The following is a 14,044-nucleotide window of genomic DNA, read 5'->3' as shown; positions in this document are numbered from 1 at the left end:
GTAAGCTGGCTGTTGAACCTGCCGTTTCGAACGGTAGGGTGCAAGTGGACGGAACTTATCGAGGCCCTTCAAGGGGCGGGAGAAGAGGAAGACCATGGTAAAGAAATTTGTATTCCTGGCCGGCATGGGTGTTGGTTACCTGGTCGGCTCCAAGGGCGGCCGCGAGAAGCTGATGCAGCTGTGGCAGGACCCGAAGGTGCAGGATACGGTGTCCCACGGCACGGAATGGGCCAAGGAAAAGGCTCCGGGCCTGCAGGAGAAGGTCACCGGCGCCGCCAAGGATGCAGCCTCCAAGGTCACCGGCTCGTCGGACTCGGGCAGCAGCCAGTCAAGCAGCACGGGCTCGGCGTCCGGTTCCACCAGCGCCAGCGGGGCCTTCACCAACGGCGGTGACCAGAAGATGTCTCCGGCGGAACCGCAGCCCGAGGCATAGCATCAGCCGGACCTAACTGCCTTCCCGGGCAGGCCGGCAGGATTCCAGGCCGGCGGGATTCCGGGAAGTGCGGCAGCCGGGTCCGGCCCGGCAGTACCGAAGCACGCAGTACCGAAGCACGCAGTATCTGAAGCACACAGTGCTGAAGGACAACGCACCGGACGGGTGGACGAAAGTCCACCCGTCCGGTGCGTTGTGCTTCCAAGGGCCGGTGCTTCCAAGGGCCGGAGCCCGGAGGGCCGTGCAGGGAGCTTCAGGGGCCGCCGCAGAACCGGCCGGGCCGCCGCAGAACCGGCCGGGCCGCCGAAGAACCGGCCGGACAGCTGCAAAACCCGGTGGTGCAGGCCGGAACCCGAGGGCAACCGGACTCGTTGGGTATGCAGGAGCCCGTCAGGACCCCCTATTCTCAGGAAAAAAATTCTCAGGAAAAAAATACCGGTGTCACATCGGGAAATGGGAATAGCAGGCGCCGGTACGTCGGTTATGTTCGGCTAGTATCGAGTGCCCGGAAAGAACACAACTACGGATTTGGAGTGTGAGCCGACAAGATGGCTACAGATTACGACGCACCGCGCAAGACTGAGGAAGATGCCGGCACCACCTCCTCCATCGAGGAGCTGCAGGCCCGGCGCACCGACAAGCAGTCTGCCGTAGTTGACGTCGATGAAGCCGAAGCGGCCGAAGGTTTTGAACTGCCCGGCGCCGATCTCTCCGGCGAAGAACTGCTTGTCCGGGTGGTACCGCCCCAGGAAGACGAGTTCACCTGCAACTCCTGCTTCCTCGTCCGGCACCGCTCCCAGCTGGCCGTCGAGAAGAACGGCCTGGCTTACTGCAAGGACTGCGAGGGCTGAGCAGCCCCGTCCGCAGCCGCCGCACCCTCCGAGGTCCGGCGGCTGCCTGTTTTAAGGGATAACGAGGAGAGTGGACATGGCGGGAACAACGACGGCGGTGCTGCTGGCCGCGGGTGCCGGCACGCGCCTTGGCCGCGGTCCAAAGGCACTGCTGCCTTTCCACGGCAGGCCTCTGATTGAACACCAAGTCCGGGTGCTGCGGGACGGCGGCTGCGACAGTATCCTGGCCGTGCTGGGGGCCGGCAGTTCGGACGTGCTGGCGGAAGCCCGGCTGCAGGACGCGGCGGTGGTGCGAAACCTCCACTGGCAGGAAGGCATGGGCAGCAGCTACCGCTGCGGGGTTGCTGCGGCATTGGACCGGTCCGCGGGCGCGGTGCTGGTGGCCTTGGTGGACCAGCCCGGCCTGACCCCCGCCGTCGTCGCCCGGCTTCTCGGCGCCGCGACGACGGGTCGCATCACTGCAGCGGGGTACCGGGACGAAAAAACGGGGACGCTGCGGCGCGGCCACCCGGTCCTGTTCGATGCCCCGCTCGCGGCCCGCAGCTTGGAGCCCCTTGCAGTCGGCGGTGACGCCCGCGGCGGTGACACTCACCGCAGCGGCGCCCCCGGCAACGGCGCCGCCGAGACGCCCGGCAGCGGCGCCACCGAGACGCCCGGCAACGCCTCCGCGGATGCAGGAGCCCGGGCGTTTTTGGCCGCGCACCCGGACCTGGTGGATGTCATTGACTGCTCCGACCTCGCCGACGGCAGGGACGTTGACACCGAACCGGACCTTGTCCTGTTAGACTGATGGCTTCGTAGGGGAGTATCCCGAAACGCCGATATCCGTCAACACGTGGAGCACCGACGCTCCGCCGGATTCAGCGGCCACCTGCAAAGGCTGGCGGGAGAGACCTATGCTCCTTCGGCATACCCTACGAAAGCAGATATTCCATGACTGTTTCCCCCTTGGTCTGGGGAGTGACCATTGTGGTCATCCTGGCCCTTCTGGCCTTTGATTACTTCTTCCACATCCGTAAGGCGCACATCCCTACGCTGAAGGAAGCGGCCATCTGGTCCTCCATCTACGTGGGCCTGGCCATCGTTTTCGGCATTGTTGTCTGGATCTTCGGCGGAGCCCAGATGGGCACCGAGTACTTCGCCGGCTACATCACCGAAAAAGCGCTCTCGGTGGACAACCTGTTTGTCTTCCTGATCATCATGGCGAGCTTCCGCGTTCCGCGTGAGGACCAGCAGAAAGTCCTGCTCTTCGGCATCGTGTTCTCGCTGATCGCCCGCACCGCCTTCATCCTTCTTGGTGCGGCACTGATCAACTCCTTCTCCTGGGTCTTCTACATCTTCGGCCTGATCCTGCTGATCACGGCGGGCAATCTGCTCAAGCCGGAAAGCACCGAGGGCGACGACGAAGCCAACAACTTCATCATCCGGCTCGCCAAAAAGATCTTCCACACATCCGATCAGTACGACGGCGACAAGCTGTTCACCATGGAGAACGGCAAGCGTGTCCTCACCCCGATGCTGCTGGTCATGGTGGCCATCGGCGGTACCGACATCCTCTTCGCGCTCGACTCCATCCCGGCGATCTTCGGCCTGACGCAGAACGTCTTTATTGTCTTCACCGCCACGGCCTTCTCCCTGATGGGCCTGCGCCAGCTGTACTTCCTCATCGACGGTCTGCTGGACCGCCTGATCTACCTCAGCTACGGCCTGGCAACCATCCTCGCCTTCATCGGCGTCAAGCTGGTCCTGCACGCCCTGCATGAAAACACCCTGCCCTTCATCAACGGCGGCGAGCACGTTTCGGTCATCGAAATCACCACCGGACTCTCGCTCTCCGTCATTGTGGGCGTCCTGGCAGTGACCGTTATCGCGTCCCTGGTCAGCCCGGCGGGCAAGGCCATGACCGCCGTCAACAACGCACGCCGCCATGCGGATGCCTACCTGGACCTCTCCTACACTGCGGACCCCGCCGAGCGGGAGCGCGTCTACAAGGCACTGTGTGATGAGGAGCAGGACATCCTGAAGATGGACATCAAGTACCGCGACAAGGTCAAGGACATCGAGGAGATCCGCGAAACCGTGGCCCGCGCGCACAGCGAGCACGAGCGCTACCTCTCCCGCTAGGTTAACCCTGCCGGAAACCGGCGAACAGCGGCAGGAATGCCCGGGCAGCGAGACCGCTGCCCGGGCGTTTTGCTGCCCTATGCCGTCCCGGCACGGGCGGACCTACGTTTCCTGCGGGTGCATCCGCGTCCCGCGGCCTGCTGCCGTCATCCGTGCACCGGCGCGGCGGACCGCAAGTCCCAGGCAGGCACCGGACACCAGAGCCCCGAGGCCGCCGGCGGCAAGGTCGCCCATGGTGTCCCCATAGCCGACATTGATCCGCTCATCAATAAACGCGTTGCCCCACCACTCGCCAATCTCCCACAGGACGCTCAGCGCCAGGCCCAGGGACAGGACCAGCACGGGCACCACCAGTGGCAGTGAGCGCGAGGGGCGGTGCGGGCGGCGGACGGCAGGGACGGCATTGAACTGCACCAGCAGGAAGTACGCCATAGTGGCGAGCACACCCGTTGCCGCGCAATGGATCACCAGGTCCCACCAGGAGATCCGGGCGTACAGGTCCGCCACGCTGCTCCAAGCTGCGAGCAGCAGCACCAGGCCGTAAGCGGTGTCGAACCCGGGAATCACGTCCAGGCTCCGGGCTACCAGCAGGCCCAGCAGCACCAGCAGGAACAACGCTGTCTCCACCGGCCCGAGCAGCACGAGCGCAGCAACAGTGCTGAGGATTCCCACGGCACGCACCACGTCCGCGACAACTTCCCCCCGGGTCTCCGGCGGCCGGAGCAGTGCATCAATCATCCTCATACGGTAGCCCGCCGCGCGGAACGGCAGGAGGGGGAGCACCAAACCCGGGCCGGGCCGGGGAGCGGCCCGCGCTAAACTCGGCCCATGCCCCCTGAGCTTCCGCCCGTGACCGTGGTGATCCCGTGCCGCAACGATGCCGTGCTGCTGGAGGCCTGCCTGCAGTCGCTGGCCGGACAGACCGTGGCCCCGCAGGAAATCGTGGTGGTGGACAACAACAGCACCGATGCCAGTGCGGAAACGGCACAACGGTTCGGTGCCCGGGTGGTCTTTGAACCTATGCGCGGCATCCCCGCCGCGGCCGGCGCCGGATACGACGCCGCGGCCGCCACCTGCGACCCGGCAACGGACGCGATTATTGCCCGGTGTGACGCCGACTGCGTCCTTCCGGCCGACTGGGTTCAGCGAATAGCGGAATCCTTCGCCGCGGATCCTGCACTGGAGGTGCTGAGCGGCCCGGGGGTGTTCTACGGAATGCCGCCGCGGATCGGGCGATTGGTCTCCCGCCTGTACCTGGGTTCCTACTACCTGGCGATGGGGTCGGCGCTGGCCCACTGGCCGTTCTTCGGGTCCAACCTGGCAATGCGGGTGCGCACCTGGCAGGAGGTCAGCGCAGAAGTGCACCGGGACGATGCGGAACTGCACGACGACGTCTGCCTGAGCTTCCATCTGGGCCAGGGCCGGCACTGCCGCCGGGATCCGGGCCTGGTGGTGGGCATGGCGCCGCGGGCGGTGCAAACCCGGGCCAATCTGGTCCTGCGGTTCCGCCGCGCCTTCCACACCCTGGTCTCGCACTGGCCGCAGGAGTATCCGTGGGTGCGCTGGGGCCGCAGGATCAGTGCGCTTCGGGGTAGAGCAGCGGCAACTGCAGGACGAGCCACGGGCTGAAGGCCCACGGGGTGAGCCGCACGGCCGGGACGAGCTGCGCGGGGTCGGCCCACTGCCAGTCCATGACCTCGTCCGCCGCCGGCACAGGGTCGGCGTCGGCCACTGCGGTGTAGACCGGGCAGATCTCGTGCTCCACAATCCCGGACGCGTCCACGGCGCGGTAGCGGAAGTCCGGAAGGCGCAGCGTCAGGTCGCGGACCTGCAGGCCCAGCTCACGCTCCGCGCGGCGCCGGACCGCATCCTCATTGGCTTCGCCGGGCCCCGGGTGCCCGCAGAACGAGTTGGTCCACACTCCGGGCCAGGTCAGCTTGGACAGTGCGCGCCGGGTCACCAGCAACTGGCCGCTTCGGTTGAATACATGCGTGGAGAACGCCAGGTGGAGCGGTGTGTCGGTGGTGTGCACACTCGCCTTGTCCCGGGTCCCGAGGGCACGGCCGTCATTGTCAACCAGAACCACCTGTTCTGCGCGGCCTGTCATTTCTTCCACTGGTCCCATACGTGTTTACTTTACCTATGCAGACGCACCCCCCGCTCGAGCTGTCCACCGGCCAGGAGCTTGTTGAAGCTGTCCTGGACCGGTTCTTCGAACAGGCCAAGGCACGGGCTGCGAAGCTCGGATCCAGCTACCTGTCCCTGTGGCAGGCCCTGGAGGAATCCACCGCCGGCGGGAAGCGGGTGCGGCCGCGCAGCCTGCTGACTGCCTTCCTGCATCTGGGCGGGACCGATACGCGGGCCGCCGCACACGTGGGCGCCGCATTTGAGCTGCTGCATACCGCCCTGATTGTGCACGACGACGTCATTGACCTGGATTTCTCCCGCCGGGGCCACGCCAACGTTTCCGGCGTCTACCGGGACCTGGCTTCCGCCGTGGGCGCCGGGGACGGAGCGGCACGGCACCGCGGCTTATCTGCCGGCGTAATCGCGGGGGACCTGGCCCTGACCGGCGCCTTCCGCCTGCTCGACGGCGCCGGGGTGGGGGAGGACCTGCGGCAAAGGCTGGCGGAGATCCTCGATGACGCCGTCTTCGCTTCGGCCGGCGGTGAACTGATCGACGTCGACTTTTCCTTCCACCCGGGCGCCCCGCCAATCGACGAGATCCTGCACATGGAGCGGCTGAAGACCGCGGTCTACTCCTTCGAAGCGCCGCTGCAGGCCGGTGCCGTGCTTGCGGGAGCATCGGACGACGTCGTTTCCACGCTGGGCCTCTACGGCCAGGACATTGGCATCGCGTACCAGGTGGTGGATGACCTGCTGGGCGTGTTCGGCAAGGAGAGTGCCACCGGGAAGTCCAGTTTCTCCGACCTGCGCGAGGGCAAGCGCACCGTCCTGGTGTCCTACGCGGCAGGTCAGCCGGAGTGGGCAGAGCTCTCCGGCCTGCTCGGCAACCCGGAACTGACGGTCCGTGATGCCGCCCGTGCCCGGGAACTGCTGGTGTCCTCCGGGGCCCGGGACCATGCCCGCTTCCTGGTACAGGAATATGCGGACCGGGCCCGGCAGCACCTGGACTGCCCCGCGGTCACTCCCGGGCTGCGCGCCGCCCTGACGGCCGTGGTGGACGACGCCGTGAACCGGGGACACTAGGACGTGGCGGCAGTACAGGGCCTTGCCCTCTACAACACCGTGTCCCGGCAGATCTCGGCCGTACTGATCCGCAACTACTCGACGTCGTTCGGGTTGGCGTCCCGGCTGCTGGCCGCCCGGACGCGGATGCAGATTGAGACCATTTACGCCCTGGTCCGGCTGGCAGACGAAATCGTGGACGGGGTGGCCGCGGCCGCGCAGCTGTCCCGCCGGGACGTCGGGTTGCTGCTTGATGAGCTGGAAGCCGACACGGAGCGCGCCTTGCGCACGGGCTACAGCACCAACCTGGTGGTGCACGCCTTTGCGCTGACCGCCCGCCAGACCGGCATCGGCACCGACCTCACCCGTCCGTTCTTTGCCTCCATGCGGGCAGACCTGGACCAGGCAGAGCACACGCAGGCCAGCTTCGACGAGTACGTCTACGGGTCCGCCGAAGTGGTCGGCCTGATGTGCCTGCAGTGTTTCCTCTGCGGCAGGACCTTGCCGGATGATCAGGCCAAGCGGCTGCGCGAAGGTGCCCAGCGGCTGGGGGCAGCCTTCCAAAAGGTCAATTTCCTCCGGGACCTGGCGCAGGACTTTGAAACCCTGGGCCGCAGCTATTTCCCCGGCATCACCGTCGCCGCGTTCAGCGAAGCGGACAAGAACCGGATCCTGGACGGAATCGATGCGGACCTGGTGGTCTCCGGTGCCGCCGTGGCCGAGCTGCCGCCGGCCTGCCGCGCCGCCGTCGCCCTGGCGCAGGACCTGTTCAGCGAACTGGCCCGCCGGCTGCGGAACACCCCCGCCGAAGAACTGAGAACCACCCGCATCCGGGTGCCCAACCCGGTCAAGGCCCGCATTGCCGCCCGTGCAGTCCTCACCCGGCGCACGGCGGCCCGGCCCGCGTCCGCACGCAACGGAAGGCAGGCATGAGCAGCAGCAGACCACGTACCGCCATTGTGATCGGCGGCGGGATCACCGGACTGGCCACGGCAGCACTGCTGGCTCGGGAGGGCCTGGCCGTCACCGTGCTGGAGAAACAGCCGGAAACCGGCGGCCGGGCCGGCAGCTGGGAAACCGGCGGGTTCCGCTTTGACACCGGGCCGTCCTGGTACCTGATGCCGGAGGTGTTTGACCACTTCTTCCGGCTCCTCGGGACGTCCGCAGCAGATCAGCTGGACCTGGTGCAGCTGGATCCGGGGTACCGGGTCTTGTTCGAAGACACACCCGAACCCGTGGACATCGCCGCCACCAGGGAAGCCAACATCGCCTTGTTCGAGTCGCTCGAACCGGGCGCGGGGGACCGGCTGGCCGAATACCTCGAATCAGCCGAAGAGGTCTACGGGATGGCGAAGAAACGCTTCCTGTACTCGACGTTCGCCTCGTTCCTGCCGCTGCTGCGCGCGGATGTCCTGCGGCGCGGACCCCGGCTGGCCCGGCTCCTGCTCGAACCCCTGAGCACCTTCGTGGCCAAACGCTTCACCGACCCGAGGATCCGCCAGATCCTCGGTTATCCCGCCGTGTTCCTCGGCTCCTCGCCGTTCACCACGCCCAGCATGTACCACCTGATGAGCCGGCTCGACCTGGCGGACGGCGTGCTGTATCCCATGGGCGGTTTCAACCGGATTGTCTCGGTGATCGGCGACCTGGCCCGCGCGGAGGGCGCCAAGGTCCTCACCGGAGCCGAGGTTACCCGGATCCGTACCGCGGATACCGGGCGGCGCCGCCCGCAGGCCGCCGGCGTCGACTACCGCGATGCGGACGGAATGGTGGCGTCGCTGGACGCGGACCTCGTGGTCTCCGCAGCGGACCTGCACCACACGGAAACCACCCTGCTGCCCGCGTCCCTGCAGACGTACCCGGAGAAATACTGGCAGCACCGGGTTCCCGGGCCGGGCGGGCTGCTGCTGCACCTCGGTGTGAAGGGCGAGCTTCCCCAGCTGCAGCACCACACACTGCTGTTCACCAAGGACTGGGAAGCGAATTTCGAGCAGATTTTCGGGAAGACCCCCTCGGTCCCGGATCCGGCGTCCCTCTACGTCTGCCGGCCCAGCGCCACCGATCCGGAAGCGGCACCCGAAGGGCACGAAAACCTGTTTGTGCTGGTGCCGGTTCCTTCCGACCCCTCCCTGGGTGCCGGCGGCATCGACGGCGCGGGTGATCCGCGGATCGAAAAGATGGCCGACGCCGTGATCGGCCAGATTTCCGAGTGGGCCAACATCCCGGACCTGGCCGAACGGATCATCATCCGGCGAACGGTGGGGCCGCAGGACTTTGTCACCGACCTGAATTCCTGGCGCGGCACCCTGCTGGGCCCGGCGCACATCCTCAAGCAAAGCGCCTTCTTCCGCGGCACCAACGCGAGCCGGAAGGTGGAGGGGCTGCTCTACGCGGGCGGGTCCACCCTGCCGGGGATTGGCCTGCCGATGTGCCTGATCAGCGCCGAACTCGTGCTGAAGCGGCTGCGCGGGGAGACCGGTACAGAGGCGCTGCCGGAGCCGGCCCCGTGGTCCCCGGCCCCGCTTCCGGTCCCCGGGGCGGACGCCTGATGGCTGTCCTGTACCTGCTGTTCCTGCTGCTGTCCCTGGGGTGCATGGTGCTGCTGGACCACCGGTTCCGGCTGTTCTTTTTCGCCGATGCCCGCCGTGCCGCCGTCGTGCTCGCCATCGGTGTCCTCTTTTTCACCGGGTGGGACCTGGCCGGCATCGGCAGTGACATCTTCTACCGGGGCGAGACCCCGTTTATGCTCGGCCTGACCCTGGCCCCGCATCTGCCGGTGGAGGAGATCTTCTTCCTGGCCTTCCTGTGTTACCTGACCATGGTGGTGTTCGGCCTCATCCGGCTGGTGGCGGAACACGCCCGACGGCGTCCGTCCGGTGGGCCCGGTGCGCAACGGTCCGGTGAGCGGGCGGGTATGGCGGAACGGGGTGTGCCGGAACGTACCGGGCCTCAGAGTGAGGGGCCCCGGCAGTGACCTACTGGACCCTCAACGCCTTTTTCCTGCTTCCCGCAGCAGCCGTGTGCGCGGCGGCGCTGCTGTACCGCCGGCGTCGTCCGCGGTTCTTTGCCGCGGCGTCTGCGGTCACCGCCGTTGTCCTGCTCGTCCTGACGGCGGTCTTCGACAACCTCATGATCCGCGCAGGCCTGTTCTGGTACAACGAGGACCGGATTTCCGGGGCCTTCGCCGGCGCCGCCCCGCTGGAAGATTTCGCCTATCCGCTGGCCGCTGTGCTGCTGCTGCCGGCGCTCTGGGTCCTGCTGCCCGGGCGGGCACCGGCACCCGGCGGGCCGGCCCCCATCACTAAGGAGAATCCGTGAGTACCGGCGTCACCCGTACGGCCGGCAGCACCCTGCGCATGCTGCTGGTTTCGTCCCGCCCGCTGTCCTGGGTGAACACCGCGTACCCCTTTGCCGCGGCCTATCTGCTCACTACCGGCCGCATCGATGCCGCGTGGGTGATCGGCACGCTGTACTTCCTGGTGCCGTACAACCTGGCCATGTACGGCATCAATGACGTTTTCGACTACGAGTCGGACCTGCACAATCCGCGCAAGGGCGGCGTGGAGGGCGCGGTGCTGGACCGCAGCTTCCACCGCATCACCCTGTGGGCGGCGCTGGCCACCAACGTGCCGTTCCTCGTGGCACTGGTCCTGCTGGGCAGCCCGTTGTCCTGGCTGGTGCTTGCCGTCAGCGTTTTCGCCGTGATCGCCTACAGTGCGCCGGGGCTGCGGTTCAAGGAGCGTCCGTTCCTCGATTCAATGACGTCCAGCACCCACTTCGTCAGTCCTGCCGTCTACGGGCTGGTCCTCGCCGGTGCGGAGTTTACCCCGGGCCTGTGGGCCGTGCTGGGGGCGTTCTTCCTGTGGGGCATGGCCAGCCAGGCCTTCGGCGCGGTGCAGGACGTGGTTCCGGATAAGGAAGGCGGCATCGGCTCCATCGCCACGGTGCTCGGTGCCCGGACGGTGGTGTGGGTGGCCGCGGCGGCATATCTGGCAGCCGGCCTGCTGATGCTGCTCACCCCGTGGCCGGCAACCCTGGGCGGCCTGCTGGCACTGCCCTACATCCTCAACCTCGTACCGTTCCTGCGGATTACCGACGCCGGGTCCGCGGCGGCCAATGCCGGCTGGAAACGGTTCCTGAAACTGAACTTCCTCACAGGTTTCCTCGTGACGATGCTGATCATCTGGTACTGGCCCGCCCGGTAAGGGCACCGGCGGGACCTGCCCGGGGGCGTGCGTCCGCCGAATGTGCAGATAACGGGGTTATCCGTATCGATTGACCCCGTTATCTGCACACTGGGCGCGGCAGTGGACGGCAGCACCGGCACATTCCACCACCGGTACAGTCCGACTACAGACACATTCCAGAACAGGCACATTCCGACGACAGACGCAGCAGCGGCCGGCCCCCGAAGGGACCGGCCGCTGCTGCAGCACTGCGTTACCGCGCTATGGGGGAATTACTCCGCAACGCCGACGAACTCGGCCTTTTCGTTGGCCGTGGTCTCGCCCTGTGCCAGGGAGAGGCGCAGCTTCTCGCCGAGGGTCGCGTCAACGTTAGTCCAGTACTGGATCGCCGCTTCGCGGATGTGCGGACGCTGCACACCGGAGATGGCGCCGGTGATGGTTTCCAGGAAGCGCTCCTTGGCGGCGTCGTCGTAGACCTCGCGGTACAGGGTGCCGGCCTGGACAAAGTCGCTGTCCTCGGAGTGCAGGGTCTGCGCGGAACGCACCAGGGCGCCGTCGCTCTCCCAGCTGCCCGCGCCGGCCAGCGCAGCGTCGGCCACCGGGCCGCCGAGCGTGTTCGGTGCGTAGACCGGGGTCTGAGGGGAGTTGTAGGAGAAGCGCATGGCGCCGTCCTGCGAGTAGTTGTTCACCGGGGCCTTGGGGGCGTTGACCGGCAGCTGGTTGTAGTTGGCGCCCACGCGGTAGCGCTGGGCATCCGGGTAGGAGAAGATGCGGGCCATCAGCATCTTGTCCGGGCTGGCGTCGATGCCGGGAACCAGGTTCGCGGGGGACAGGGCAACCTGCTCGATCTGCGCGAAGAAGTTCTCCGGGTTGCGGTTCAGGGTGTGGGTACCCACCTTGATCAGCGGGTAATCCGCGTGCGGCCAGACCTTGGTCAGGTCGAACGGGTTGAACCGGTAGGTCTTGGCATCTTCGTACGGCATGACTTGGACGTGCAGGTCCCAGGACGGGAAGTTGCCGGCGGCAATGTTCTCGTACAGGTCGCGGCGGTAGTAGTCCGCATCCGCACCGGCAATGCGCTCGGCCTCGGCACCGGTGATCTCGTGGTTGCCCTGGTTGGACGTGAAGTGGTACTTCACCCAGAAGCGCTCGCCCGCAGCGTTGATCCACTGGTAGGTGTGCGAGCCGAAGCCGGGCATTTCACGCCAGGAGCGCGGGATGCCGCGGTCGCCCATGAGGTAGGTGACCTGGTGGGCGGACTCGGGGGAGTTGGTCCAGAAATCCCACTGCATGTCCGCGTCGCGCAGGCCGGAGCCCGGCAGGCGCTTCTGCGAGTGGATGAAGTCGGGGAACTTGATGCCGTCGCGGATGAAGAACACCGGGGTGTTGTTGCCGACGATGTCGTAGTTGCCCTCGGTGGTGTAGAAACGCAGCGCGAAGCCGCGGACGTCGCGCCAGGTGTCGGGGGAGCCCATTTCACCGGCCACGGAGGAGAACCGCTGGACGGTCTCGGTGACGGCGCCGGGCTGGAAGACCGCCGCGCGGGTGTACTTGGAGACATCTTCGGTGACGGTGAACTCACCGAATGCGCCGCCGCCCTTGGCGTGCACGATGCGCTCCGGAATCCGCTCCCGGTTGAACTGCGCCAGCTTCTCGACCAGGTAACGGTCGTGGAGGGCAATGGCGCCGTCGGCACCGGTGCTCAGCGAGTGTGCGTCGCTGGCAACCGGGGTACCGGTCTGCGTGGTGGTGAAGTTGGACATACTTGTTCTTTCTCTGGTGCTGACAAAAGGGTGAAGAAGCTTAGGAGGACTACGTGGCTGCAGCGGCGCAGTCTGTGCAGATCCCGCGGTAGAGCACATCCGCAATCTGGATGGTCATACCGTGTGTGTTCCCGGGGGTGAGGCAGGGGGCGTGGCCGACGGCGCAGTCCACGTCCTCGATCCGCCCGCATTCGGTGCAGACCGCGTGGTGGTGGTTGTCGTTCACGCGGGTTTCGTACCGGGCCGGGGAGTTGGGCGGTTCGATTTTCCGCACCAGTCCGGTTTCGGCCAGGTCCGCCAGGATCACGTAGACCGACTGCACCGTAATGTCGGGCAGTTCGGTGCGGACGGCCGCTGCGACGTCGTCCGCCACCGTGTGCGGCGCGGCGTCGACGGCCCGGAGCACGGCCAGGCGCTGTTTGGTGACCCGGCGGCCGTGCGCGCGCAGCTCAGCGGACCACCGTGCGGTGGTCTCCTCTGCTGCTGCTGCTGTCCCGGTCATGGCACCCATCCTACACTTATTCTGAGTTACTCATAATAAGTCCCGCCTTACTTGCCGCGGCCACGGGTAGGCTGGGCCGGGAAGGCCATATCCGGCGACACAGGGAAGCAGGGCAGGACAGTGTCGGCAGCAGACGCACGAACGGAATTCCAGCGCGTGAGCGTGGAGGGCATGCAGGGAGACGTGCAGGTGGACCTGCGCACCTACCGCCGCTACGACGACGCCGGGACGCCTGCCTGGCCCGGACATTCCGCTGAGGTGGTGCTGGTGCATGGAATCGGCGCCTCGGAGCGGTACTTCGGACCGCTGATCTGGGAACTGGCACGGTCAGCCACGGTGCACACCCTGGAACTTCCCGGCTTCGGCACGGCGCCCAAACCCGGCCGCCGGCTGCAGATGGAAGACTTCGGCCGGATTGCCGTCCGGGCCCTTGACGCCGCGGGGATCCGCGGTGCCCAATGGGTGGGTCATTCAATGGGCTGCCAGGTGGTGGTGGAGATGGCGCTCGCTGCCCCGGAGGCGGCGTCCTCCATTGTGCTGCTGGGCCCGACCATCAATAACGCGGAACGCTCCGCACCCCTGCAGGCGCTGCGCCTGCTGCAGGACTGCCTGGGCGAGCCGCCTGCCGTCAATGCAATCCTCGTCAGCGACTACCTGCGTGCCGGCCCGCGCTGGTACCTGAAGACCCTGCCGGTGATGATCCGGCACCGGGTGGAGGAGCGGATCCGGGAGGTGCAGCCCCCGGTCCTGCTGGTGCGCGGCGGCAAGGACCCGGTAGTACGGGCGGACTGGCTGGCCCGGTTGGCCGCAGCCCGGCCCGGCACGCGTACCGTGGAGCTGCCCGGCCAGCCGCACGTCCTGATGTACACCCGTCCGGTGGAAACCGCAGCCCTGGTGCGCTCGGCGGTCCCGGCACGGTGACGCACGGGTCTGCCTCGGGACGGGCCGGAGAAAGCGGTGTCCCCGGAGGCGGAGCGGGACCCGCCCGGGAAGCC

At 67.0% G+C, this 14,044-nt stretch carries 16 protein-coding genes; 12 read left to right on the top strand and 4 right to left on the bottom strand.

The genetic code is table 11. The features are described 5' to 3' along the window. Positions 1–94: 94 nt before the first annotated feature. The 4 genes from AC5RUF_RS02875 to AC5RUF_RS02860 all read left to right on the top strand — a co-directional run bounded on the left by AC5RUF_RS02875 (position 95) and on the right by AC5RUF_RS02860 (position 3,408). The gene (locus tag AC5RUF_RS02875; protein WP_494129643.1) at positions 95–433 is read left to right on the top strand and encodes a YtxH domain-containing protein; all 339 of its coding nucleotides are present in this window, start codon (positions 95–97) and stop codon (positions 431–433) included. A gap of 548 nt (positions 434–981) precedes the next feature. Then, positions 982–1,284 carry a DUF4193 domain-containing protein gene (locus AC5RUF_RS02870; RefSeq protein ID WP_227912721.1) on the top strand — a complete coding sequence of 101 codons (303 nt, stop codon included), beginning with the start codon at positions 982–984 and terminating at the stop codon, positions 1,282–1,284. Positions 1,285–1,360: 76 nt separating this feature from the next. Beyond that, entirely contained in the window at positions 1,361–2,074 is a 714-nt protein-coding gene (locus AC5RUF_RS02865) for a nucleotidyltransferase family protein (protein ID WP_494129642.1), read from the top strand. 143 nt (positions 2,075–2,217) lie between these two features. Then, positions 2,218–3,408: a TerC family protein gene (locus AC5RUF_RS02860; RefSeq protein ID WP_493998127.1), complete on the top strand. Its 1,191-nt coding sequence runs from the start codon at positions 2,218–2,220 to the stop codon at positions 3,406–3,408. A 102-nt stretch (positions 3,409–3,510) separates the two neighbouring features. On the opposite strand, the gene AC5RUF_RS02855 is transcribed toward AC5RUF_RS02860, so the two are convergent. Further along, the gene (locus tag AC5RUF_RS02855; protein ID WP_493998126.1) at positions 3,511–4,146 is read right to left on the bottom strand and encodes a DUF2238 domain-containing protein; all 636 of its coding nucleotides are present in this window, start codon (positions 4,144–4,146) and stop codon (positions 3,511–3,513) included. A gap of 90 nt (positions 4,147–4,236) precedes the next feature. Here AC5RUF_RS02855 and AC5RUF_RS02850 point away from each other — a divergent pair, with 90 nt between their 5' ends. Then, complete coding sequence (locus tag AC5RUF_RS02850) at positions 4,237–5,037, top strand: glycosyltransferase family 2 protein (RefSeq protein WP_493998125.1); 801 nt, start codon at positions 4,237–4,239, stop codon at positions 5,035–5,037. On the opposite strand, the gene idi is transcribed toward AC5RUF_RS02850, so the two are convergent. After that, a complete protein-coding gene (gene idi / locus AC5RUF_RS02845; protein ID WP_494129641.1) occupies positions 4,985–5,515 on the bottom strand; it encodes an isopentenyl-diphosphate Delta-isomerase in 531 nt (176 codons plus the stop codon). The genes AC5RUF_RS02850 and idi overlap by 53 nt on opposite strands. Positions 5,516–5,550: 35 nt before the next feature. Here idi and AC5RUF_RS02840 point away from each other — a divergent pair, with 35 nt between their 5' ends. Genes AC5RUF_RS02840 through AC5RUF_RS02815 form a run of 6 tightly spaced genes read left to right on the top strand, consistent with a single transcriptional unit; the run spans position 5,551 to position 10,802 of the window. Then, complete coding sequence (locus AC5RUF_RS02840) at positions 5,551–6,618, top strand: polyprenyl synthetase family protein (protein ID WP_494129640.1); 1,068 nt, start codon at positions 5,551–5,553, stop codon at positions 6,616–6,618. A gap of 3 nt (positions 6,619–6,621) precedes the next feature. Beyond that, positions 6,622–7,530 carry a phytoene/squalene synthase family protein gene (locus AC5RUF_RS02835; protein ID WP_494129639.1) on the top strand — a complete coding sequence of 303 codons (909 nt, stop codon included), beginning with the start codon at positions 6,622–6,624 and terminating at the stop codon, positions 7,528–7,530. Next, entirely contained in the window at positions 7,527–9,146 is a 1,620-nt protein-coding gene (crtI, locus tag AC5RUF_RS02830; protein WP_493997336.1) for a phytoene desaturase family protein, read from the top strand. Before AC5RUF_RS02835 ends, crtI begins: the two co-directional genes overlap by 4 nt. Continuing rightward, positions 9,146–9,571 (top strand): lycopene cyclase domain-containing protein, encoded by a 426-nt coding sequence (locus AC5RUF_RS02825; protein ID WP_493997337.1) that lies wholly within the window; start codon positions 9,146–9,148, stop codon positions 9,569–9,571. The genes crtI and AC5RUF_RS02825 overlap by 1 nt, the downstream gene beginning before the upstream one ends. Then, positions 9,568–9,915 (top strand): lycopene cyclase domain-containing protein, encoded by a 348-nt coding sequence (locus AC5RUF_RS02820; RefSeq protein ID WP_493997338.1) that lies wholly within the window; start codon positions 9,568–9,570, stop codon positions 9,913–9,915. The genes AC5RUF_RS02825 and AC5RUF_RS02820 overlap by 4 nt, the downstream gene beginning before the upstream one ends. A 38-nt stretch (positions 9,916–9,953) precedes the next feature. Then, on the top strand, positions 9,954–10,802 hold the full coding sequence (locus AC5RUF_RS02815) for a prenyltransferase (protein ID WP_493997341.1): 849 nt from the start codon (positions 9,954–9,956) through the stop codon (positions 10,800–10,802). 254 nt (positions 10,803–11,056) lie between these two features. Here AC5RUF_RS02815 and AC5RUF_RS02810 read toward each other — a convergent pair whose 3' ends face one another. After that, positions 11,057–12,547, bottom strand: a complete 1,491-nt coding sequence (locus AC5RUF_RS02810; protein WP_493997339.1) for a catalase — start codon at positions 12,545–12,547, stop codon at positions 11,057–11,059. Positions 12,548–12,596: 49 nt separating this feature from the next. After that, positions 12,597–13,049 (bottom strand): Fur family transcriptional regulator, encoded by a 453-nt coding sequence (locus AC5RUF_RS02805; protein WP_494129638.1) that lies wholly within the window; start codon positions 13,047–13,049, stop codon positions 12,597–12,599. Between the two features lie 156 nt (positions 13,050–13,205). Here AC5RUF_RS02805 and AC5RUF_RS02800 point away from each other — a divergent pair, with 156 nt between their 5' ends. Further along, complete coding sequence (locus tag AC5RUF_RS02800) at positions 13,206–13,970, top strand: alpha/beta fold hydrolase (RefSeq protein WP_494129637.1); 765 nt, start codon at positions 13,206–13,208, stop codon at positions 13,968–13,970. The last annotated feature ends 74 nt before the right edge of the window (positions 13,971–14,044 follow it).

This window comes from Arthrobacter sp. Y3224198 (genome assembly GCF_059090025.1).
This window is presented reverse-complemented; position numbering and strand designations above follow the sequence as displayed.

Bases quoted from the DNA above. Each gene is read 5' to 3' on its own strand.
- AC5RUF_RS02875 (WP_494129643.1), top strand. From the start codon at position 95: ATGGTAAAGAAATTTGTATTCCTGGCCGGCATGGGTGTTGGTTACCTG.
- AC5RUF_RS02870 (WP_227912721.1), top strand. From the start codon at position 982: ATGGCTACAGATTACGACGCACCGCGCAAGACTGAGGAAGATGCCGGC.
- AC5RUF_RS02865 (WP_494129642.1), top strand. From the start codon at position 1,361: ATGGCGGGAACAACGACGGCGGTGCTGCTGGCCGCGGGTGCCGGCACG.
- AC5RUF_RS02860 (WP_493998127.1), top strand. From the start codon at position 2,218: ATGACTGTTTCCCCCTTGGTCTGGGGAGTGACCATTGTGGTCATCCTG.
- AC5RUF_RS02855 (WP_493998126.1), bottom strand. From the start codon at position 4,146: ATGATTGATGCACTGCTCCGGCCGCCGGAGACCCGGGGGGAAGTTGTC.
- AC5RUF_RS02850 (WP_493998125.1), top strand. From the start codon at position 4,237: ATGCCCCCTGAGCTTCCGCCCGTGACCGTGGTGATCCCGTGCCGCAAC.
- idi (WP_494129641.1), bottom strand. From the start codon at position 5,515: ATGACAGGCCGCGCAGAACAGGTGGTTCTGGTTGACAATGACGGCCGT.
- AC5RUF_RS02840 (WP_494129640.1), top strand. From the start codon at position 5,551: ATGCAGACGCACCCCCCGCTCGAGCTGTCCACCGGCCAGGAGCTTGTT.
- crtI (WP_493997336.1), top strand. From the start codon at position 7,527: ATGAGCAGCAGCAGACCACGTACCGCCATTGTGATCGGCGGCGGGATC.
- AC5RUF_RS02825 (WP_493997337.1), top strand. From the start codon at position 9,146: ATGGCTGTCCTGTACCTGCTGTTCCTGCTGCTGTCCCTGGGGTGCATG.
- AC5RUF_RS02815 (WP_493997341.1), top strand. From the start codon at position 9,954: ATGCTGCTGGTTTCGTCCCGCCCGCTGTCCTGGGTGAACACCGCGTAC.
- AC5RUF_RS02810 (WP_493997339.1), bottom strand. From the start codon at position 12,547: ATGTCCAACTTCACCACCACGCAGACCGGTACCCCGGTTGCCAGCGAC.
- AC5RUF_RS02805 (WP_494129638.1), bottom strand. From the start codon at position 13,049: ATGACCGGGACAGCAGCAGCAGCAGAGGAGACCACCGCACGGTGGTCC.